17 protein-coding genes are annotated in these 19,644 nt (G+C 50.4%); 5 read left to right on the forward strand and 12 right to left on the reverse strand.

Features of this window, described 5'->3' with window-relative positions; translation table 11 throughout:
* Positions 1-121: 121 nt before the first annotated feature.
* Both JUB14_RS09775 and JUB14_RS09780 read right to left on the reverse strand, forming a co-directional pair.
* Positions 122-664, reverse strand: coding sequence for a C40 family peptidase (locus tag JUB14_RS09775; protein WP_207505669.1), 543 nt, complete (start codon positions 662-664; stop codon positions 122-124).
* 61 nt (positions 665-725) lie between these two features.
* Entirely contained in the window at positions 726-1,601 is an 876-nt protein-coding gene (locus tag JUB14_RS09780) for an alpha/beta hydrolase (protein WP_207505670.1), read from the reverse strand.
* 406 nt (positions 1,602-2,007) lie between these two features.
* On the opposite strand from JUB14_RS09780, the gene JUB14_RS09785 reads away from it, so the two are divergent.
* The 3 genes from JUB14_RS09785 to JUB14_RS09795 all read left to right on the forward strand — a co-directional run bounded on the left by JUB14_RS09785 (position 2,008) and on the right by JUB14_RS09795 (position 6,618).
* Positions 2,008-4,404: a PAS domain-containing sensor histidine kinase gene (locus JUB14_RS09785; RefSeq protein WP_207505671.1), complete on the forward strand. Its 2,397-nt coding sequence runs from the start codon at positions 2,008-2,010 to the stop codon at positions 4,402-4,404.
* 101 nt (positions 4,405-4,505) lie between these two features.
* On the forward strand, positions 4,506-5,780 hold the full coding sequence (locus JUB14_RS09790; RefSeq protein ID WP_207505672.1) for a PQQ-dependent sugar dehydrogenase: 1,275 nt from the start codon (positions 4,506-4,508) through the stop codon (positions 5,778-5,780).
* 253 nt (positions 5,781-6,033) lie between these two features.
* Complete coding sequence (locus JUB14_RS09795; RefSeq protein ID WP_207505673.1) at positions 6,034-6,618, forward strand: YdeI/OmpD-associated family protein; 585 nt, start codon at positions 6,034-6,036, stop codon at positions 6,616-6,618.
* 59 nt (positions 6,619-6,677) lie between these two features.
* Here the strand turns inward: JUB14_RS09795 and JUB14_RS09800 are convergent, their stop codons facing one another.
* Together JUB14_RS09800 and JUB14_RS09805 are read right to left on the reverse strand one after the other, a co-directional pair.
* The gene (locus JUB14_RS09800; RefSeq protein WP_207505674.1) at positions 6,678-7,250 is read right to left on the reverse strand and encodes a pentapeptide repeat-containing protein; all 573 of its coding nucleotides are present in this window, start codon (positions 7,248-7,250) and stop codon (positions 6,678-6,680) included.
* Between the two features lie 90 nt (positions 7,251-7,340).
* Entirely contained in the window at positions 7,341-8,558 is a 1,218-nt protein-coding gene (locus JUB14_RS09805) for a saccharopine dehydrogenase family protein (protein WP_207505675.1), read from the reverse strand.
* Positions 8,559-8,700: 142 nt separating this feature from the next.
* Between JUB14_RS09805 and JUB14_RS09810 the strand changes: the two genes are divergently transcribed.
* Positions 8,701-9,207, forward strand: coding sequence for a DUF456 domain-containing protein (locus JUB14_RS09810; protein ID WP_207505676.1), 507 nt, complete (start codon positions 8,701-8,703; stop codon positions 9,205-9,207).
* Here JUB14_RS09810 and JUB14_RS09815 read toward each other — a convergent pair.
* From JUB14_RS09815 to JUB14_RS09850, 8 genes are all read right to left on the reverse strand, one after another.
* Positions 9,201-10,565: an alkaline phosphatase family protein gene (locus JUB14_RS09815; protein ID WP_207505677.1), complete on the reverse strand. Its 1,365-nt coding sequence runs from the start codon at positions 10,563-10,565 to the stop codon at positions 9,201-9,203. The two genes, JUB14_RS09810 and JUB14_RS09815, sit on opposite strands and share 7 nt — an antisense overlap.
* Before the next feature lie 6 nt (positions 10,566-10,571).
* Positions 10,572-11,774 carry a metabolite traffic protein EboE gene (eboE, locus tag JUB14_RS09820; RefSeq protein ID WP_207505678.1) on the reverse strand — a complete coding sequence of 401 codons (1,203 nt, stop codon included), beginning with the start codon at positions 11,772-11,774 and terminating at the stop codon, positions 10,572-10,574.
* On the reverse strand, positions 11,771-12,931 hold the full coding sequence (locus tag JUB14_RS09825; RefSeq protein WP_207505679.1) for a 3-dehydroquinate synthase: 1,161 nt from the start codon (positions 12,929-12,931) through the stop codon (positions 11,771-11,773). The genes eboE and JUB14_RS09825 overlap by 4 nt, the downstream gene beginning before the upstream one ends.
* Positions 12,932-12,948: 17 nt before the next feature.
* On the reverse strand, positions 12,949-13,824 hold the full coding sequence (eboC, locus tag JUB14_RS09830) for a UbiA-like protein EboC (RefSeq protein ID WP_207505680.1): 876 nt from the start codon (positions 13,822-13,824) through the stop codon (positions 12,949-12,951).
* Between the two features lies 1 nt (position 13,825).
* On the reverse strand, positions 13,826-14,842 hold the full coding sequence (locus JUB14_RS09835; protein ID WP_207505681.1) for a TatD family hydrolase: 1,017 nt from the start codon (positions 14,840-14,842) through the stop codon (positions 13,826-13,828).
* Positions 14,835-15,707 (reverse strand): EboA domain-containing protein, encoded by an 873-nt coding sequence (locus JUB14_RS09840; RefSeq protein ID WP_207505682.1) that lies wholly within the window; start codon positions 15,705-15,707, stop codon positions 14,835-14,837. The genes JUB14_RS09835 and JUB14_RS09840 overlap by 8 nt, the downstream gene beginning before the upstream one ends.
* 146 nt (positions 15,708-15,853) lie before the next feature.
* A complete protein-coding gene (locus tag JUB14_RS09845) occupies positions 15,854-16,483 on the reverse strand; it encodes an MgtC/SapB family protein (RefSeq protein ID WP_207505683.1) in 630 nt (209 codons plus the stop codon).
* 99 nt (positions 16,484-16,582) lie between these two features.
* Entirely contained in the window at positions 16,583-17,872 is a 1,290-nt protein-coding gene (locus tag JUB14_RS09850) for an aminopeptidase P family protein (protein WP_207505684.1), read from the reverse strand.
* 196 nt (positions 17,873-18,068) lie between these two features.
* On the opposite strand from JUB14_RS09850, the gene JUB14_RS09855 reads away from it, so the two are divergent.
* Positions 18,069-19,595, forward strand: a complete 1,527-nt coding sequence (locus tag JUB14_RS09855; protein WP_207505685.1) for a S8 family serine peptidase — start codon at positions 18,069-18,071, stop codon at positions 19,593-19,595.
* Positions 19,596-19,644 lie beyond the last annotated feature (49 nt).

Genomic DNA, 19,644 nt, shown 5'->3' on the forward strand with positions numbered 1-19,644 from the left:
TTCAATTAGATCATTGCAACTAGTTGATAGGTGTACTTCTCGCTTTCCCTTCCAACTACGGATTTAAGCCGGGTTTTGTTTTATTTATTTTGCTGGTGAGTACTCTGTCAGTTACTACTGTTTACAGTAGGCGCACTACCTTCACGAACCGCTGCTCGTAGTAATCATTCAGGGGAGTGATGGTGACAGCAGACTGCTTACCCGATGAAGAATGGATAAATTCAAGACCTGAATCATCGTTTTTGACAACGATTCCGATATGGCCTACCGTGCGGGTAGAAGGGTCGGTACCTGTAAAGAGTATAAGGTCACCAGGTGTAGCCCTGGCGAGCTGAACGGGGGTACCCACATCCGTAAAATCAACGGAAGAACGGGGCACATCTATGTCGAAGTGGTTATAGACATAGTTGATAAAGCCGGAGCAGTCAAAGCCTACTTCCGGATCGGTAGAGCCATACTTGTACGGTACTCCGTAAAAAAGCTTAGCGTAATCGACTACTTCCTCCGGGTCGGTATCACCTGATCCTGAGGTTTCGGTCATAGTAGTAGTATACAAGGAGGCCTGACTGACACTACTCATTTTCTCTTCCTGCCGGGTATCTGTTGTCTGCTGATTACATGCAGATACTAATCCCAGCGCCACAATCCAAATTGAGTATTTCATAAGCATATAAGGGCTACCTCCTCAGGGAGGAGGTAACGGGAGGTTTTAGGGGTGAATCAGCTCACCGGTGAAAACTCTGACTGATAAATGCCAGCGCTTCGGGTAGTCCGGTACGCCAGTATTCCCAGGTATGTCCTCCATTTCTAACCCTATATTCGTGCGGAACGTTCCGGTCTTTCATTAAAATGTGCAACGTGGAATTGCCTTTGTACAAGAAATCATCATCGCCACAGTCCAGATAAAACCGTACATCCTTCTTCCGCTCCTCGGGCAACTGCTGCATCAGGTACAGAATACTGTTCTGATTCCAATAGTCGGAAATGCGGTTTTCGCCTTCCTTCACTTCTTCCAGCGCCATGCGGTACCTTCTCAGAAACTCGGGGTGCGTGAGGGCATTGATCTCTTCGTCGGTACGTACGGCCGCGCTCATGGCCGCACAGGCAGCAAATAGGTCGGGGTGGTGCAGCGAGTACAACAGTGAGCCAAAGCCCCCCATCGACAAGCCCGCCACCGCCCGGTATTCTTTCTTGCTGAGGCAGCGGTAGTTCTTTTCGATGTGAGGAATGAGCTCTTTTATGAAAAAGTCTTCAAACTGGTACTTGCCTTCGCGATTGTTGAGGTAGTAGGTCATTTCGGCATCGGGCATTACGACGATCATGGGAGCTATGGTACCTTCCTGAATACCTTTATCAACGATGCGCTGCATCTCTCCAAACTGTATCCATCCCGTCTGATCATCGCCACCACCATGCAGCAGGTACACCACCGGATAGCGGCGTTTGGAGGTCTCGTAACCTGCCGGTAGGTACAGTCCAAATTTCTTTTCTCTCTTAAGAATAGAACTCTGCAGGCTAAGATTATCAAAAACAGTACTTTGCTGGGCAAAAAGATAATAGGGGAGTAAGCTGAAAAACAGGATAATTAAGCGTAGCTTCATGGATAGAAAATTGATTTATAGGAATATGAATTAAGTATGTAATTCCTGACTAAGTAGCCCGGGAGAGGAATCTAATGGTTTTTTGCTGTACCAAATAATTAAAGGTGCAGGAGCTGGAGAAGGTCTGCGATTTTAAACTATATTTAAACCATTTGTAAGAAAATGTGTGGAAGTATTCTCTAACAAAAGTAGCTTTACAAGTGGTAGTTTTTCTCGGAGTGCACATTGATAACGGTGCAGTAGGGACTGAAAGGGACTCAGGCAGTAGTAGGGCTGGTGCTCAAGCCGGGGATGCTTTATATTCAATGGTGTACATGTAATAGTAGTACCGTAACAGACTTATAGTATGGTTGTGGGACCTTCGATAAATCGGTTTTATGACATCTTCAGGCAAGCTCCCGCAGCAATGGCTGTTTTTAGAGCAACTGACTGTCAGGCAGAATTTGTTAATGAAAAATACAGAGAGACTTTTGGCGAAAAACCCACTGGCTCGAATCAATACCCCCATCCTGACCTTGTCAGTGGCAAACTCTTTGAAATGAATGTAAACCAGGTAGTTGGTTCAGGGCAAGTACTCGTCCTGGACAACCAGCCCCTACCTATAAAGAGTGATAGCAAACACGAAGTAGGGTACTTTCAGTTAACATTCCAGCCACTTATGGGCGCAGCCAGCGGTGTGGAAAGTGTGCTATTAATGGCTACCGAATTGAAAAGTTGTATGCCTGATAATGGCCATGCTGCTGAACCTATGGGTACTTCCCATCAGGCTTCTCTGGCCTGGACCGATACCCTGGCTCAATCCAATCCGGAAAACCTAATGGTGTTACAGGTAGGGCAAAACGCTGACATACGACTACAAAACGCTGAGGCAGGTAGTGTGATGCAGCCAACCCAGTTACAGGATATTCTGGAGGGGGCACTGAGTGCAATGCTGGTTTGTGAGCCGGTTCGCACCGCGCAGGGTGAGATAAGAGATTTCAGGATTGGTATGGCTAACCAGGAGGCCTCGGCTATCACTGGCTACCCGGACTATCACCTGCCCCAATCTACTCTACTGGGACTATTTCCGGACTTTCAGAAAATAGATATCCCATCGGTAGGAGGTACTGTCTTCGAAGAGTTATGTGAAATAGTGAACACGGGTACGCCCCTTCAGGATGAAGTATTCGCACAAATGAGCCGGCATGAGGAGAGGAGGTGGTATAAGATCAGAGCCAGCCGCCTGGATGAGCGTATCCTGCTATCATTTAACGACATCACCGAAAGCAGGCAAGCCACTCAGACCGTGGAGCAGCAGGCCGAATTTATACAGTGTATTTTCGACCTGATTCCTTCGGGTATCGCCCATCTGCAACCGGTACAGGATAGTAAGGGCCGGGTAACGGACTTTGTGGTAAAGCAGGTCAGTAAAGCTTCTTTACGTCAGATAGGCATTGACCCTGAGAATGCTACTGATAAGTTCCTTAGTACCTTGCTGCCAGATTATCGCAAGACTGCGATTTTTGGTGCCTTCCAGCAGGTAATGTACTTTACTCCGTTCATACAGGGCGAGTTTGTCTATACATACAAAGGCAAAAACAGGGCCTGGATTAACATGGCTGCGTCTAAGTATGGTGATGGCTTGATTGTCTCCTTTGATAATGTGACAGAAGCCAAGCGAAACGAACAGCACATCAAAGATTCGGAAGAGCGGCTGCAGACTATTATTGATACCGTACAGATTTCGGTGGGCTTACTAAGTCCTCTATATAATGAGAAGAATGAGCTGGTAGACTTCTGGTTCAGAACCGCCAACCAGGCGTATGCTGCCGCTCTGGGGCAGCCCCGTACTGATATCATCAATACCAAACTTAGTCAATGGATACCCGGGTACCTGTCCAATGGCCTTTTTGAGGCCTATCGGGACGTATACCTAACTGGGGAGGGGCGCCAGTTTGACTTTCATTACCACAACGATGGCTTCGACGATTGGGTGGATGTGAAGGCAACTAAGATCAGTGATTTTCTGCTGATAACGGGTACCAACTACACCCGTCTGAAGCAGGTGCAGTTACAGGCCGAGGAACTGGTGGAGGATCTTCGCAAATCCAACAATAACCTGGAGAAGTTTGCCTACGTGGCCTCCCATGACCTTCAGGAGCCTCTACGTAAGATACAGGCCTTCGGAGAAATCCTGCAAAAGAAACACGCGACCAGTCTGGACGAAAGCGGTGTTGATCTGATTCGCCGGATGCAGAAGTCAGCCGACCGAATGCAAACCCTCATTACTGACCTCCTGACTTACTCACGCGTATCTTCAAACAGGACCCGCACCCAGGTTATAGATCTGAACCGGCTGGTGAATGACCTGCTCGTTGATTTCGATACTGTTATACAGGAAAAGAATGCGGTAGTGCAGGTTGAGGAGCTGCCTGTAATTACGGGAGAGCTTACCCAACTACGGCAACTCTTCCAGAACCTCCTGAGCAACTCGCTGAAGTTTACGAGCCAGGAGCGACAGCTGCGCATTGAGATTTCCAGTAAAAAAGTAACAGGACGTACCACGGGCGGAATCGTGCCTTCCTCCGAAGCGGACAAGTCTTTCGCTCAGATTGAGATCAGGGATAACGGCATTGGCTTTGACCCTAAGTATACGGAGCGCATTTTTCAGGTATTCCAGCGGCTGCACGGACGATCCGAATACCCCGGGACGGGTATCGGACTAGCCATCGTACAGAAGGTAATCGAAAACCATAAAGGCTACCTTACGGCTGAGGGAAGACCCAACGCGGGAGCTACCTTCCGGCTATTGCTTCCCCTATGATGTTTGTAGAGGTGTATTTTAAGTCCGAAGGATAAGTAAAGTAGGTGTCTTTTTTGCTTTAATTTACGTCTGTTACTTATTTATACTTATCAATCCCCTACATGCACAAGTTGTTTCGTCCTGCCTGTATGACTGCCGCCGTGGCAGGCATCAGCTCCCTATTGGCTTTTACCGGTGATATATCTGCCCTCAAACCCAAAGCCGACACTCCCAAATTAGCTACCTCCATCAAAGTACCTCAGGGCTTTATAACCACTATTGTGGCCGAGGACCTGGTAGGAGCCCGGCATATGGTAGTGTCCAAAAGCGGGGATCTGTACGTGAAGCTTTCAAAACTCAAAGACGGCAAAGGCGTATACCGCCTTCGTGACGCCAATAAAGACGGAGTACCCGAAGAGGTAACCAGCTTTGGCGACTACAAAGGCACAGGTATAACCATCAAGGATGGCTACCTGTACGCTACATCTAATAGCGCGATCTACCGCTATAAGCTCAACGAAAAAGAAGAGATCATCAATCCGGACCAGCCCGAGACCATTGTAACGGGTATGGTAGATACCGGTCGTGATAACTCCAAGTCCATTGCATTGGATGACAAAGGGAATATCTACGTGAATATTGGTTCGTCAAACGATGCCTGCCGCGAAGCGGGTACCGGTAAGGGTATGATGCCCTGTACCCTGCTTGATACCGTAGGAGGTATCTGGCGCTTCAAGGCCGACGTGAAGAACCAGACCCAGAAAGATGGCGTACGCTTTGCGACAGGTCTGAAAAATACTGTCGGGCTCGACTGGAACCGGAAGACCAGCTCGCTGTTTGTGTTGCACCACGGCCGGGGTCAGTTCCATGATTTTTATCCGCAGTACTATACCCCCAAGCACAGCGCCCTGCTTCCTTCCGAAGCCATGTACGAGCTGCACGAAGGGGATGATGCGGGCTGGCCGTACATCTACTACGATCACATTCAGAAAAAGAAAATGCTGGCACCGGAATACGGTGGAGACGGCAAGAAAACAGGTGGTAAAAATGCTATTAATCCCGTAGTAGGCTTCCCGGCGCACCTGGGTCCTAACGGAATGTTGTTTTATACCGGCAACATGTTCCCGGCCAGGTACAAGGATGGTGCTTTCGTAGCCTTCCACGGTCAGAACTCGGAGCTGAAGCAGGGGTACTTTGTGGCCTTTGTGCCTTTCAAAAATGGAAAGCCTTCGGGCCAGTGGGAAGTATTCGCGGATAATTTCGCGGGTATAGATCTGGCGAAGCCCAGCGGCCCAGTACAGCACCGTCCCTGCGGTTTGGCTCAGGGACCTGATGGTTCGCTATATGTGTCCGATGACATGAACGGTACCATCTACCGGATTGCTTATAACAAGTAATAAGCAGATAGTACTTTTGGATTAGACCATGCAGGATGATTTATCAGGACTATCTTGAAAATACTGCTAACTCCTGAAGTACTCCTGACATAAGGTTGTCAGTTGACCGATCTAGCTTTGTAGTGTTCACCTATAACAACTACAACATGATTGGTCAACTGATCTCCTTTAACTGGCTTAGCCTGTTACTCGCATTGGCTGCGAAAGCTTTGTTTGAGCATTATTATAGTTGTCATCTGATAATACACTAATAATGCAGAACAAAGAAATAGAAACTTTCTGCCCCACGAGCCGGCACGACTGGAGACAGTGGCTGGAAGAAAATCATAGGTCTAAGCAATCAATATGGCTTATTTTCTTCAAAGCGAAGTCGGGTGTACCAACCCTCTCATGGAGTGAGGCGGTTGACGAAGCGCTTTGCTTTGGCTGGATTGACAGCACACGAAGATCTATTGATAATGAGAAGTTTTTGCAGTTCTTCTGCTGGCGAAAACCGAAGAGTGGTTGGTCAAAAGTTAATAAGGAAAAGGTACAGCGGCTGATAGAGGAAGGATTGATGACCCCGGCAGGCTACGAAAGTATCGCTACTGCCAGGCAGAATGGCTCCTGGGAAACGCTGGACGATGTAGAAGAGTTGAAGGTACCCACTGATCTAACGCAGGCATTCGAAGCCTTACCGGGTTCAGAAGCCTACTTTCTAAGTTTGAGCAAATCAGTCCGAAAAAGTATTCTGCATTGGATAGTCCTGGCCAAACGACCTGAAACCAGACAGAACCGAATCAACGAAGTAGCTGAACTGGCAGGCCAGAAGCAGAAGCCTAAACAGTTTAGAACTTGAAATGACTTAGAACAAATAGGAAGAGCCCGGCAACAAGCCGGGCTCTTCTTGTATCCAGATTACTCAATACTGATCTTGTACTTATCCAGTAGCCCCGACACGCTATGCAGCGCGAAGCGGGCTTTACTGATCCGGTTGGCTTCGGGGTCAATGGAGAAGTGGTAGGAGGAGCGAAAGTCGGCTCCTTCGAGGATGGTACTCCTGAATACGGCCCGGTTGAGGTCACAGTTGAGGAAGACGGCGTTGGTCAGATCAGCCTCCACAAAATCTACCTCTTCGAGCCGGCAGTCCGTAAAGCGGATATTCTTGAGCTTCAGTCTGTAAAAGGAAGAAAAGTTAAGCAGGCAGCTTTCGAACCGGAAGGTAATGATAAAGCCATTGCAGTCATTGAAGTGCAGCCCCAGCAGCTTACTGCCCTTAAAGAGTACATCTTTGAATACAGTACCTCTCAGTTTGGCCATACTCATATCACAATTCTCAAAGACACATTCTACAAAGTGGTAGCCGGACAGGTCGGTGTTGGCGAAGGTACAGGCGGTAAACGTACAGTTTTCGTATTCACCTTTGGGTAAGGCCCCTTCAGCGTAGTTCTCATTTTGGTAGCCCTGCCCTTCTGTATAGTGTTTACTCATTTTTAGTCGTAAAGAGAGAATGAAGTATATTGGTTAACTCAGTAAAAAGCCCCGGCCACGGCCGGGGCTTTTCTGTACAGGTATTTGCTATTAAGCAGGGTACTCGTGGGGGAGCGGCATGTTGATGCGCTCGTTCCAGGGGAGACCGTGCATGATCAGTAGCTCCATGAATGGATCCGGATTCAGCTGCTCGCAGTTCCATACGCCGGGCTTCATCCAATCAGGGTTGGTTAGCATGAGCATGGCACCAATCATAGCCGGTACACCGGTGGTGTAGCTCACCGCCTGCGACCGTACTTCGCGCCAGCACTCGGCGTGGTCGCAGTTATTCCATACGTAGTAGGTTTTCTCCTCACCATCCTTAATCCCTTTGATCTGGCAGCCGATGGAGGTCTGGCCCTTGTAATTTTCGCCTAGGGACTCAGGAGCCGGAAGTACTGCCTTAAGGAATTCCAGAGGTACGATATCAACGCCCTGGAATTTGATAGGCTGGATGCTGGTCATACCTACGTTCTGAAGTACATTCAGGTGCGTGATGTACTGCTGTCCAAAAGTCATCCAGAAGCGGGCCCGCTTCAGGGTAGGGAAGTGCTTCACCAGTGACTCCAGTTCCTCGTGGTACAGTACGTAGCTCTCCTTATCTCCGATACCGGGGTAGTCAATCGGCTTGTGGATGGACATGGCCGGGATCTCTACCCATTCGCCATTCTCCCAGTAACGACCGGGCTGGGTAATCTCGCGGATATTGATTTCAGGGTTGAAGTTGGTAGCAAACGCTTTACCATGGTCACCGGCGTTACAGTCCACGATGTCGAGGTAGTGCATCTCGTCGAAGTGGTGCTTGGCCGCGTAGGAGGTGAATACCTGCGTCACACCGGGGTCAAATCCACAACCCAGCAGAGCCATCAGGCCCGCCTCTATGAATTTATCCTGGTAGGCCCACTGCCAGCTGTACTCAAACTTGGCCACATCTTTAGGCTCGTAGTTGGCAGTATCGAGGTAGTGAACTCCCGTAGCCAGACAGGCATCCATAATGGCCAGATCCTGGTAGGGCAGGGCCACGTTAATGACCATAGTGGGCTGAAACTGCTTGATCAGCATAACTGTCTCGGCTACTACGTCGGCATCAACCTGAGCCGTGGCTATATCTACGCCGTGCATCTCTTTGATCTCAGCGGCTATTTTATCACATTTGGATTTGGTCCGGCTGGCCAGCATGATACTGGTAAATACGTAGCTGTTCATGGCACACTTGTGTGCTACCACGCTTCCGACTCCACCGGCTCCTATAATGAGTACTTTGGACATGATCGTTGTATTGAGTGAATTTTAAATGAAAAACTTCTGGTTTTCTATCGGCCCGACCGAAGAGTCTTCTCTATTAGCGGCGCAAAGATAGAATGACGCATGGTTTTTTTAGTACTTCAAATTCAATAAAAACCTTTAAACCATGGATACTATATTACTCATTCTGGGAGTGATTTGTTTAGTGGCCGGACTGGCCGGAGCTGTATTACCCACCCCGGGGCCATCCCTTAGTTTTGGTGGGCTCCTGATGCTGCATTTCAGTAGTTACGCCGAATTTAGCACCGTAGTGTTGGTAGGCCTGGGGCTGCTGACCGCCCTCATGGTGGTATTGGACTACTTTATCCCTATCTGGGGAGCTAAGAAGTTTGGCGGTACCCGCTATGGCGCCATCGGTGCCACACTAGGGTTGATCATTGGATTTTTTATAATACCCGGCTTCGGAATTTTTATCGGAGCCTTCTTGGGGGCACTTATTGGTGAACTGATCGGAGGCTCAACCCGAAAGGTAGCTATGAAAGCGGCCTTCGGGTCATTTCTGGGTTTCCTGACCGGGATGGTCATGGAAGTGCTGCTCTGCCTGATTATGATCGGCTATGCCGCAGTGGAGCTTTTTCAGTATTTTTCAGATAGCAACACCACTACCTACTGAAGATGCTTCCAGATCACATCGTATACCTCCGTCGCTTCCAGTTCAGACTGGGGCAGCGGTTGGTCAGTGATACAGATCGGGTAGTACTGGCGAGGCACCAGAGGGCTACCGTGAGAACCCTTTACCAGCGTAGCATCCAGCGGAATCACATCCATCAGGTAGCGGAAGCCCATAAGCTTGCGTCCCAGCTTATACCCGGCGCGTAGCTTGATGAGGGGATTCTTAGGGTCCATAAACATCTCCACGGGATCATAACCGGGCTTGCGGTGAATATCCACCAGCTTAGCATAGTCAGGAGCTTTGGCATCGTCAAGCCAGTAGTAGTAGGTAAACCAGCTATCGGCTTCGGCCACGACTACCAGGTCACCGGCACGATCGTGATCTATATGATGCGCCCGCTTTCCTTCCTCGTCAAGTACCAGGGCTATGCCCGGCTCTTGCTCTAGGCGTTTCTTTACCCTTTCTTTAACCGAGGGTTCGTTGATGTACACGTGGGCAATCTGGTGATCGGCGGTAGCGAAGGCTTGGGATGCACCCGCATCCAGCAACTCATACCAGCGCTCGGTTCGGACAGCGATAGTACCCTCCTCACGTAAGATGCGGTTGATGTGGATAGGGTGATTGACCGGATTAATCCCGTACTCAGACAGCAGGATGATGCGGGCGTTCTTGGTTTCGTAGTGGCGCACCAGCCCGGCAACCAGTTCGTCTACTTCACCCAGTTCTTTATGAATTTTAGAAAAATCATCTCCGAATTTCTGCAGGCAGTAGTCCAGGTGGGGCAGGTAGATGAGCGTAAGCGTAGGGTCATATTTCTTATCCACCCACACCGATGCATCTGCAATCCATTTGGATGACTTGATGTTGGCGTTGGGCCCCCAGAAGTTGAACAGCGGAAACTGGCCGAGCTCCTGTTGCAGTTCATCCCGCAGGCTGGGCGGATAGGCATAGCAGTCCGGTGCTTTTACCCCATCAGCATGGTACTGGGGGCGGGGCGTGACGGAGTAGTCAGCGGTGGAGTACATATTGTACCACCAGAACATCTTGGAGCAGGTAAAGGTCGGGTCTTGTTTGCGGGCCGCATCCCAGATCTTCTCAGCCTGTACCAGCTTGTTGGACTGCTTCCAGAATTTTACCTCTGAATCTTCCCGATCGTACCAGCCGTTACCTACGATGCCGTGATCAGAGGGCCATTTGCCCGTTACGTAGCAGCTCTGGCTGGTGGTAGTAACGGCCGGAAGTACCGGCTTGATAGGGGTCAGGTGCCGCCCCTGGAGATACCCTTTCAGGAAAGGAGTATGCTCTCCAATAAGATTGGCACTCAGACCAACAATATCTATTACAACTGTCTTTTGCATTCTATATTAATCCTCGTTCAACTGATTGACTACCCATGCTACTTCACGAACTATGGATTCGCCAATTGGTTTTTGAATTTCGGACGGGAGTACCCCCCAGGTGTAGGTTTCTACTTCGAGGTGTCGGGTGAATGGGTACTGCTTCTGGATGGCCAGTGTCTTTACAATGTCGTACTGCGTCGAGTCCAGCGAACCATAGGTATTTATAAATAGAGGTACGTGGAAGTGAATCCGCCACTCACTATGCTGTCCTTTCCAGTCGGCCAGAGCCTCCGGTAGATCAGGGTACTTCTGGAAGCTGCCATCCCCGTTACGTGCCACTACCTGGTGGAGGTAAACGGGTTCATCGAATTGACGGATCGCTTTTATTTTCTCGTCGGCATCCTTACTAAGATCCATCCGTACTGCCGAACTGATTTGGATACGACCTACCTGTATTCCTACAGTATCGAGGCGGTCCAATACATCCTGAGGCTCTTCGTAGCCTACGGCGAAGTGACACACATCAAAGCATAGCTGTATGTGGGTGAGTATAGCTTCGCGAGCTTCCTCTTCCCGGAATCCGTACTTCTGCTGCAGGTAGGGGATACCCTGGGGCAGCAGGTAGTCACGGTACCAGTCTACAAACTCCTCGGAGTTTTCGAGCAGTCCGTCCGGCTCCGGTTCTATGTCCAGGTGCATGGTTTTACCCGTTTCTCTTTTCAGTTCTACGAGTGTATCCGCAACCAGGATAATGTTATTGGTGGCCGTTTGCATGGCAGATTTAGTAGCCGCCTCATCCTTCCACCAGAAGCGGTAGGAAAGGGGAGAGGTAGATACACCACCATCCATGCCATTGGGCAGGATCTGAGCCAAAATATTGAACAGCCGCTGGGTATAAAGGGTACGGTCGGTGGTAGTCCAGTCGGGGCTATGTACATCGTCCTTCACCCGGGTATTATGAAAGCCCCCGTAAGGAAAGCCGTTCATGTTGAATACGTACACGTCCTGCTCCCGCATCCAGGCTTGAAACTCAGCCAGCCGATCCGGATCACTCAGTTCGATGGAAGCGTCATTGGCCAGTCGGAGTCCCAGGGCAAAAGGTTGGCCGGGAGCGAGTTGCTGACGGATAAAGGGGATATTCTCCCGCAACGCCTGGAAATGGTCGTTCCATTGCTCGCCGGGATGAATGTTACTGCAATAGGTCAAGTGTCCGTGGGGTGTTTTCATACAAGCGAGGAGTTGAAAGTTTCGAGGTAGTCTACCGATTCGGCGATGAGTTCGGCGTCCATTTCGTGCACTTCCACTCCTCTACCTATCTCCTGCAGGAGCATGATCGTCAGGCGACCGCCCAGGTGCTCCTGGAACTCGTGCAAACCACCCCGCAGCAGCTCTTTATCATTCTCGGATAGAGCCGGGTGATATAGTTCAAAGCCCAGCCGGTTCATCAGATTCAGTATACGCTGAAGACCTTCTTCGGATAGCAGCCCCACTTTCACCGAATACACACTATCCAACGCGATTCCAATCGCTACGGCCTCGCCGTGACGGATGGAGAAGTTAGTGAGGTACTCGAGCTTGTGCGCCGCCCAGTGACCAAAGTCCAGCGGGCGTGATGAACCAAACTCAAACGGATCGCCGCTGCGAATATGCTCTACGTGCATCTCAGCACAACGGTGGATAAGGTAGTCCATGGTAGCCTGGTCCCGCTGTGCCAGCGCTTCTGCATTCTGCTCCATCCATTCAAAAAAGCTCCTGTCCTTGATCAGGGCTACTTTGATGGCTTCGGACATGCCCGCCCGCCAGTCACGGTCGTCGAGGCTTTTGAGGAAGTCGCTGTCGTTAAATACGGCTACCGGAGGGGCAAATGAACCCAGAAAGTTCTTTTTGCCGTGGTAGTTGATCCCATTTTTAACACCTACCCCCGAGTCATTCTGTGAGAGCACGGTAGTCGGGATACGAATATGCTTGACGCCCCGGTGGGATACCGCCGCAGCGTACCCCACTAAGTCAAGCATGGCACCACCTCCCACGGCTATGACGAACGAGTGCCGGTCAATGCCGGAAGTATCTACGGCTTGTACAATGCGTTCGAAAAGCGATGGGTCATTTTTGCAAGCTTCGCCGCCGGGTAATATCATGATCGATTGTACCAGTTGTACCTCATCGGCCAGCGGAGCGAAGTAATTGGTAATATCATCTACCAGATCTGGATAGTGATCTACCAGGCCATCGTCCACTACGAACATAGCCTTACGCTTAAAACCGGCTTCACCGTAAGCGCGCAGGAAGTCGCTCAAAGTGGTATTTTGAGGAGAAAATACTCCCTGAGTAAAGAATATTGAGTAGTTAAATTCTACCTGAAATCGTTGATGTAGGGGTTGCATATATTGGGTATCAGACACTATGTCACTGCAAAAATACGGGCTAATTTTAGGGAAATGGGCAATAGTACTACTACAATCAGCGCCAGGTGCCAGTTCCCGAAGGCCATGCACCAGGCTGCATTCATAATAATGAGCGAAATAACGCCCGCTTTTACTGCTTTTCCTATCATAGGCCCGATTGGATTATTAATGGCATCCAGTAAGGGACGCCCCACCATCCAGGCATGGGAAACTACCAGAGGTAAGGCCAACGGACCATTTCCATTCATAAAGGCCACCACCAGCTGAACTATGTGAACCAGCAAATAGAGAGCAGCGGCTATATATAACGTGCGGCGCTTGCCACCGTGTACTTCGTCCTGACTAATGAGAGTAATGGCTCCAATGTAAGCCACCGGTATAAGCGCCAAATAGCCCCAGTCGTGTAACGTCTGGGGGATCGAACTCATACCCAGTAGCAGGTTGCCGCCCCGGCATAGTCCCATTAGCAGCGGCCCGAATACGGTATAATGCTTCGCCCACTTGTCATATACCAGGGCACCAATAGCAACCAGCGTAGCGATGGAGGCACTGAGCGTACTATACATACCGGCAAATGCGATACCAAGTACCAGGAGCAGTACTCCAAACGTAGTGGCTGAACTCCGGCTTACCCTGCCACTCGGGATTGGGCGCTCGGGACGTTCGACAGCATCCAGATCGGCGTCAAACACATCATTCATCACCACACCACCACCATACAGGCCGAGTGTAGCCAGCAGGAGCGTGCCGGGGGCAATATAGTTGGAGTAGTAAGTAAACTGCGCAATGGCTACTCCGGCCAGTATATCGGCCAGAGCAGTAACCAGATTGGCCGGACGTGTTAGCTGTAGATAGGCTTTAAGTTTGCTCACGTTAACGAATTACGAGTGAGTCTTTGGCAACCCGCGGTTGCTGTCCGCCCCGCAGGATGGTATTGCCGTTGAACTTCTGGCTTTGGTCTACGGATACTCCATTCTCAAAATCTGCTACGTCGATCTGACCACTCAGGCCGAAGGCGTCGATGGCGTTCTGGTAGGTCACCTTCCGGATGGCTTCGTCGGAGATACCGCTCATCTTCATCAGGGCGGCCGTCTTGGGTATAGCCAGCGGATCAGAAATACCCCAGTCGGCGGCGGAGTTGACCATGATGCGCTCAGGACCGTACTGCTCTACTACTTTTACCATCCGTTCGTTACCCATCTTAGTAAACGGATAAATAGTAAAAGCGGCATAGAAGCCCTGATCCAGTACGCTCTTTACGGTCTCTTCGTTGTTGTGATCTATGGTCACCCACGACGGGTCCAGTCCGTGCTCCAGCGCTATGGCCATGCTGCGCTCGGTACCTTTTTTCTTGTCACGGTGGGGGGTATGTACCTGTACGGGTAGCCTGGCTTCTTTAGCCAGTTCAAGTTGCGCCCGGTAGTATTTTTCTTCGGCGGCCGTCTGGTCATCAAAGCCTATTTCACCCACACCTACCACGCCTTCCTTGTACAGGAACAGGGGGAGGATCTCCATGACCCGCTCGGCCAGGGGCTCATTATTGGCTTCACGGGAATTGAGTCCGATGGTGCAGTAATGCTTGATACCAAACTGCGATGACCGGAAGCGCTCCCACCCTACGAGGCTGCTGTAGTAATCTTTAAAGGATGAAAGGCCGGTCCGCGGCTGTCCCAGCCAGAAGGCGGGCTCAATGATAGCCACAATCCCCGCATCAGCCATGGCCTGGTAGTCATCGGTAGTACGGGAGGTCATGTGAATGTGTGGATCAAAGAAGCGCATGCCCCGGATAAGCTCCTGGTATTCACTCCAGTTCATGTCGCGGTGCGTGCCTACCTGATCGCTTTCTTCAAAGTGCGAGGGGTTCTGTTGTAATTCGTTATGGTTACACATACGTGTTTAGGTCTGTAAATTCAAGTTGGGCCCAGGTCAGGGTACCGTGCTGTACGGCTTTTTCCAGATCAGGGTGGGAGGCCAGTAGCTGATGCGCCGGCTCATAGTGGGCGTGATGACAGGCAAGGGCTGCCGATTCGCGGTCGTAGGGCTGGCTGGATCTAAACAGATGCTCCATATCTTTTAAAAGTGCATCGTCCATAAATTTACTCACCAGCCGCCATACCTGAGGAGCCACCTTACGGCCGGCGGCCCAGCGCTCGTGAGCAAAGTCCGATAAGGTACGCGCCAGCGGTTCATTGGCCCTTTCGTCCAGCCCTACTATGTAGTGTATAGGCTTGTCGTTAAAGATTACTTTCAGGACCAGCTGATTCCAGGCGGGGTCGGTAAAGTGTCGGGACGGGTAGGGGTTGTGCAGGGCGATGGCATCCAGTACCACCCCCATATTAGATCGTACGGCATCCGTAGCCCGGAAGAGCCACTGCTCAGGGTATTCCAGCAGGGGCAGGGCCGAGTACAGGGCTACGAGTTCGTTCATTTCGGCCGTATCAAAAAGAGTATCTATATACCTCGTATATTCTTCTTTCCCTGAAGCATCCAGGCAAGTAAGCAACCACACTCTGCCTAAACGTACTACCGTCCAGCCTTCAATAGAAAATCCGGGCAGCAGCTTGCTGATCTCGAGGCTGTGGGCTACATCCATGTCAACCACACGTTTGGACAGAATCCGGGGAGCGGCCACAAAGGCAGTCATTAATTCGCGAGGCTGAGCCAGACTTTTTTCATTCAGCCATTGCTGCTCGGTGGTAGTCAGGTTTTGCTTAAGAACCTCCCAGAGTAGATCATTTATTAGTAGACCAGGCATAGTGGTGGCACAAAATGTAATACAATTAATATTGGGATTTAGGACTATATTCTAGTAACGAATTTAGAAATAGATGCGTTTCCAGAGGCTGCAATTTACACCCATTTCTGCTTTTCTGGAGTGTACAAAAAATGACCTTACTCATACTAAAAGTCAAATTCCACAACCTCAGAGTCATTCAGCAAATACTTCGTGAGCTTTTCGTGTTGTTTTTCGCTTCCCTGAAGGGTCCAGTTGCCACTGATGCGGTCACCAGTGCGGTTCTGCTTACCCCGCATCACACCTAGATTATATTCACGGAACAGCTCTTCGTAGCGTTTGAGGGTTTTTTGCTGGTACCTGGTTACGATGCGATAGTTCCGGATCTGATTCCGGTTCTTCATGAAGCTTTGCAGTGGTATCAGGGCAACCAGTGACAGGATGACGAGGGCGAAGGTGAAAAAGGCCATTTCGTAGTAGCCCGCGCCGATGGCCATGCCCATTGCGGCCGTTACCCACACGGCCGCCGCCGTGGTAAGTCCTACTACCTGATTTTGCTCCCTGAATATGATTCCACCGCCAATAAAGCCAATACCCGTGATAACATTGGCGGCTATACGACCGGCATCCAGACTGACTTTGATCGATAGTAGCGTGAATAAGGTGGACCCCAGAGATATCAGGATCATAGTGCGTAGGCCAGCCGATTTGCTCCGGTATTCCCGTTCCAGACCAACTATGGCACCAATGACAAATGCTAATAGAAGTTTTATGAGATCTTCCGGTGACAGATACATAGGTTGAGTTAGGGGATGATAAGTACATAAAGCTCCGGCCAAGTTCCCAATGGTACCTGGCCGGAGTTATATAACTAAAAAAATATACCTATTGCTGTTTTAGCTATTCATCAGCTCTTCAATTTCCTCAGCTTCAATGGGTATATCCGCCATGAGGTCTTTGTTACCGTCGGCGGTGATGAGGATATCATTCTCCAGACGAATACCCAGGCCTTCTTCGCGGATGTAGATACCCGGCTCGCAGGTGAATACCATCCCCGGCTCGAAGCGACGGTACTTGTTGCCTACGTCGTGCACGTCGAGGCCCAGGAAGTGGGAGGTACCGTGCGGGAAGTACTTCTTGTAAGCCGGTAGCTCGGGGTCTTGCTTTGCGATATCTTCTTTGGTGATTAGTCCCAGTCCGATCAGCTCATTCTCCATCACCTTACCTATCTCTACATGATAGTCGTCCCAGATGTTGCCGGGTACCAGCATGGATTTGGCAGCTTTGAATACCCGCAGTACCGCGTCATATACCTGCCGCTGCCGCTCCGTAAAGCGACCATTAACCGGGATGGAACGGGTCAGGTCGGCATTGTAGTTGGCGTACTCGGCCGCTACGTCGAGCAGCAGGATATCACCGTCCTTGCAGGGTTGGTTGTTCTGAAGGTAGTGGAGTACACAGGCGTTGGCCCCCGATGCGATAATGGGCTGGTACGCAAACCCACGCGAACGGCTCCTGACAAACTCGTGCAGCAGTTCGGCCTCTACTTCGTATTCCATTACGCCCGGCTTCACAAACTTCAGCAGGCGATGGAATCCGGCACGGGTAATGTCACAGGCCTCCTGCAGGAGAGCCAGTTCCTGAGGCTGCTTAATGGCACGCAGGTAGTGCATAAGCGGAGCCAGACGGTCCAGCTGGTGGAGGGGGTACTTCTCACGAAACTCCTGAACGTAACGCGCTTCGCGGGTCTGAACGGGGGAGTCGTTGCGGGTATGCTCGTTGGTATTGAGGTACACACGCTCGGCTTCGAAAACAATGTTACGAAATACCTGTTCGAACTGATGGGTCCAGAATATAGTCTGGATCCCTGATACTTCACGGGCTTGCTCCTTGGTCAGTTTTTCACCCTCCCACACGGCTATGTACTCATTGGTTTCACGCAGAAACAGGACCTCCCGCATTTTCTCATCGGGATGCTCAGGGAATAAGACCAGCCTTGTTTCCTCCTGATCTACACCCGTGAGGTAAAACAGGTCAGTACTTTGCCGGAAGCCCATCGAACCGTCGGCATTGGTAGGCATGATGTCATTGGCATTCAGGATGACCATTGACTTGGGTTTCAGGATACTTGCTAATCGGCGACGGTTTTCTACAAAGAGGGTTTTATCAATAGGTAGATAGCGCATGGTAGTTTATTTATGAGGAACACTTTTGACGAATCAATTAATTAATTACGTTTAACTCCCTATAGTCTTGTCGGGTTTCGGATAGATCACCAGAAAAGTGGAATACTACAGCAAGTCAGGCACTATAATTTTACAGCTTAAAGCTATTGATTGACCAAAATTACAAAACATTACCAAACTAATTTTCCCTGATTGTATGAAAGCCAGACTTCTCGGTATACTGCTTTTTCTACCCCTATTCCTTTCTGCCCAACCCAAGTACTGGATATACCTGAAAGACAAGAACGCGGCCGACCAACCAGCCATCTCCGAAACTACCATGCAGAACCGGAAGATGTTGGGGTTGGCCCTATTTGACGAGACGGACCTGCCGGTGCAGGCTGCCTACGAAAAGGAGCTCACTCAGACTTCCGTTACGATCATCAATCGCTCCAAGTGGCTGAATGCCGTGTCGGCTACCCTCACGCCCGAGCAGGCGTTCCGAGTGTCGAAGCTCCCCTTCGTAACCGACGTAGTACCTATGACCTCCGGCTTCTACATAGCCCGTACCCAACCCGTGGATAAAGCGCAACTGGCACCGGTAATGGCGCAGGTACAGTCCGAGGCATTTCTACAATCGGGCTATACCGGCAAGGGGGTGACCATCGGTGTGATCGACGCGGGTTTTTACGGAGCTGATTCGTCCTATGCCCTGCGTGATATTTTTACCGGCAAGCGTATTCTTGGTATTCGTGACTACGTCAAGCGTGACCGCCCGGCTTCACTGCTGTACACGACGGCCGAGTCATTCTCGGATGTACACGGTACCGAAGTAATGGCCGCCATTGGTGGTATGGACAAGAATGACAACATCCAGTACGGTATGGCCATGGATGCCAAGTTTTACCTGGCCCGTACCGACTACTCGTTGCGTGAGTGGCGGGGCGAAGAGGACAACTGGATCGCCGCCATGGAGTGGATGGACAGCCTGGGGGTGCGCCTGATCAATACTTCACTGGGTTACGCCCGCGGATTTTCGGACCCCAAAGAAAATTACGAAACCAAGCAGATGGATGGCAAGACCAGCGCCATCAGCCGTGCGGCCCAGATGGCTTCGGACAAGAAGGGCATGCTGATTATAGTATCGGCCGGTAACGAAGGCGAAGACAAAAACTGGCGTATTATTTCGACTCCCGCGGATGCCAAGGGGGTACTTTCTATCGGGGCTACCAACCAGCGGCTCTGGAACAAGATCGGGTACAGTAGTGTAGGACCGGAGTTTTTGCCGTACCTCAAGCCTAATGTTTCCTGCTTCTCGCTTTATGGTACTTCGCTGTCGGCACCGGTCATTACGGGCTTTGCGGCCTGTCTGATGCAGGCTCACCCCGAGCTGAATAATAAGGAACTGATGGAACTGATTGAGAAGTCGGCGCATCTGTATCCTTATGGCAATAACTACGTGGGCTATGGTGTACCTATGGCTACCCGGGCGCTGGCGCTGGCGAAGGCTCCCTATATGCCCTCTAATGGTACTACCGTCAAAGCCAGCGGAAAGAACATAGATGTGCCGGTCAATACCAGTGAGAATATGGCGGTTGTTTATCGTAAGAAGAATAAGAAGGATGTGATTACTCAGCAGGTGGCCAGGGTGCAGAACGGCGTGGTATCCCTGAAGCGCCAGAACGGTGAGGAGTACACGACCATTGACCTGAAAGATCAGGTGATAGAGGTGGCCTGGGAGTAATCTTCCTGATATCATCTAAATCAATACTTATTTCATCCAATGGGCAGGC

Source organism: Telluribacter humicola (assembly GCF_017355935.1).
Classification (GTDB): domain Bacteria; phylum Bacteroidota; class Bacteroidia; order Cytophagales; family Spirosomataceae; genus Telluribacter; species Telluribacter humicola.

Bases quoted from the DNA above. Each gene is read 5' to 3' on its own strand.
- JUB14_RS09850 (WP_207505684.1), bottom strand. From the start codon at position 17,872: ATGCGCTATCTACCTATTGATAAAACCCTCTTTGTAGAAAACCGTCGC.
- JUB14_RS09810 (WP_207505676.1), top strand. From the start codon at position 8,701: ATGGATACTATATTACTCATTCTGGGAGTGATTTGTTTAGTGGCCGGA.
- JUB14_RS09800 (WP_207505674.1), bottom strand. From the start codon at position 7,250: ATGAGTAAACACTATACAGAAGGGCAGGGCTACCAAAATGAGAACTAC.
- JUB14_RS09840 (WP_207505682.1), bottom strand. From the start codon at position 15,707: ATGCCTGGTCTACTAATAAATGATCTACTCTGGGAGGTTCTTAAGCAA.
- JUB14_RS09845 (WP_207505683.1), bottom strand. From the start codon at position 16,483: ATGTATCTGTCACCGGAAGATCTCATAAAACTTCTATTAGCATTTGTC.
- eboE (WP_207505678.1), bottom strand. From the start codon at position 11,774: ATGAAAACACCCCACGGACACTTGACCTATTGCAGTAACATTCATCCC.
- JUB14_RS09775 (WP_207505669.1), bottom strand. From the start codon at position 664: ATGAAATACTCAATTTGGATTGTGGCGCTGGGATTAGTATCTGCATGT.
- JUB14_RS09790 (WP_207505672.1), top strand. From the start codon at position 4,506: ATGCACAAGTTGTTTCGTCCTGCCTGTATGACTGCCGCCGTGGCAGGC.
- JUB14_RS09825 (WP_207505679.1), bottom strand. From the start codon at position 12,931: ATGCAACCCCTACATCAACGATTTCAGGTAGAATTTAACTACTCAATA.
- JUB14_RS09805 (WP_207505675.1), bottom strand. From the start codon at position 8,558: ATGTCCAAAGTACTCATTATAGGAGCCGGTGGAGTCGGAAGCGTGGTA.
- JUB14_RS09815 (WP_207505677.1), bottom strand. From the start codon at position 10,565: ATGCAAAAGACAGTTGTAATAGATATTGTTGGTCTGAGTGCCAATCTT.
- JUB14_RS09795 (WP_207505673.1), top strand. From the start codon at position 6,034: ATGCAGAACAAAGAAATAGAAACTTTCTGCCCCACGAGCCGGCACGAC.
- JUB14_RS09855 (WP_207505685.1), top strand. From the start codon at position 18,069: ATGAAAGCCAGACTTCTCGGTATACTGCTTTTTCTACCCCTATTCCTT.
- JUB14_RS09835 (WP_207505681.1), bottom strand. From the start codon at position 14,842: ATGTGTAACCATAACGAATTACAACAGAACCCCTCGCACTTTGAAGAA.
- JUB14_RS09780 (WP_207505670.1), bottom strand. From the start codon at position 1,601: ATGAAGCTACGCTTAATTATCCTGTTTTTCAGCTTACTCCCCTATTAT.
- JUB14_RS09785 (WP_207505671.1), top strand. From the start codon at position 2,008: ATGGCTGTTTTTAGAGCAACTGACTGTCAGGCAGAATTTGTTAATGAA.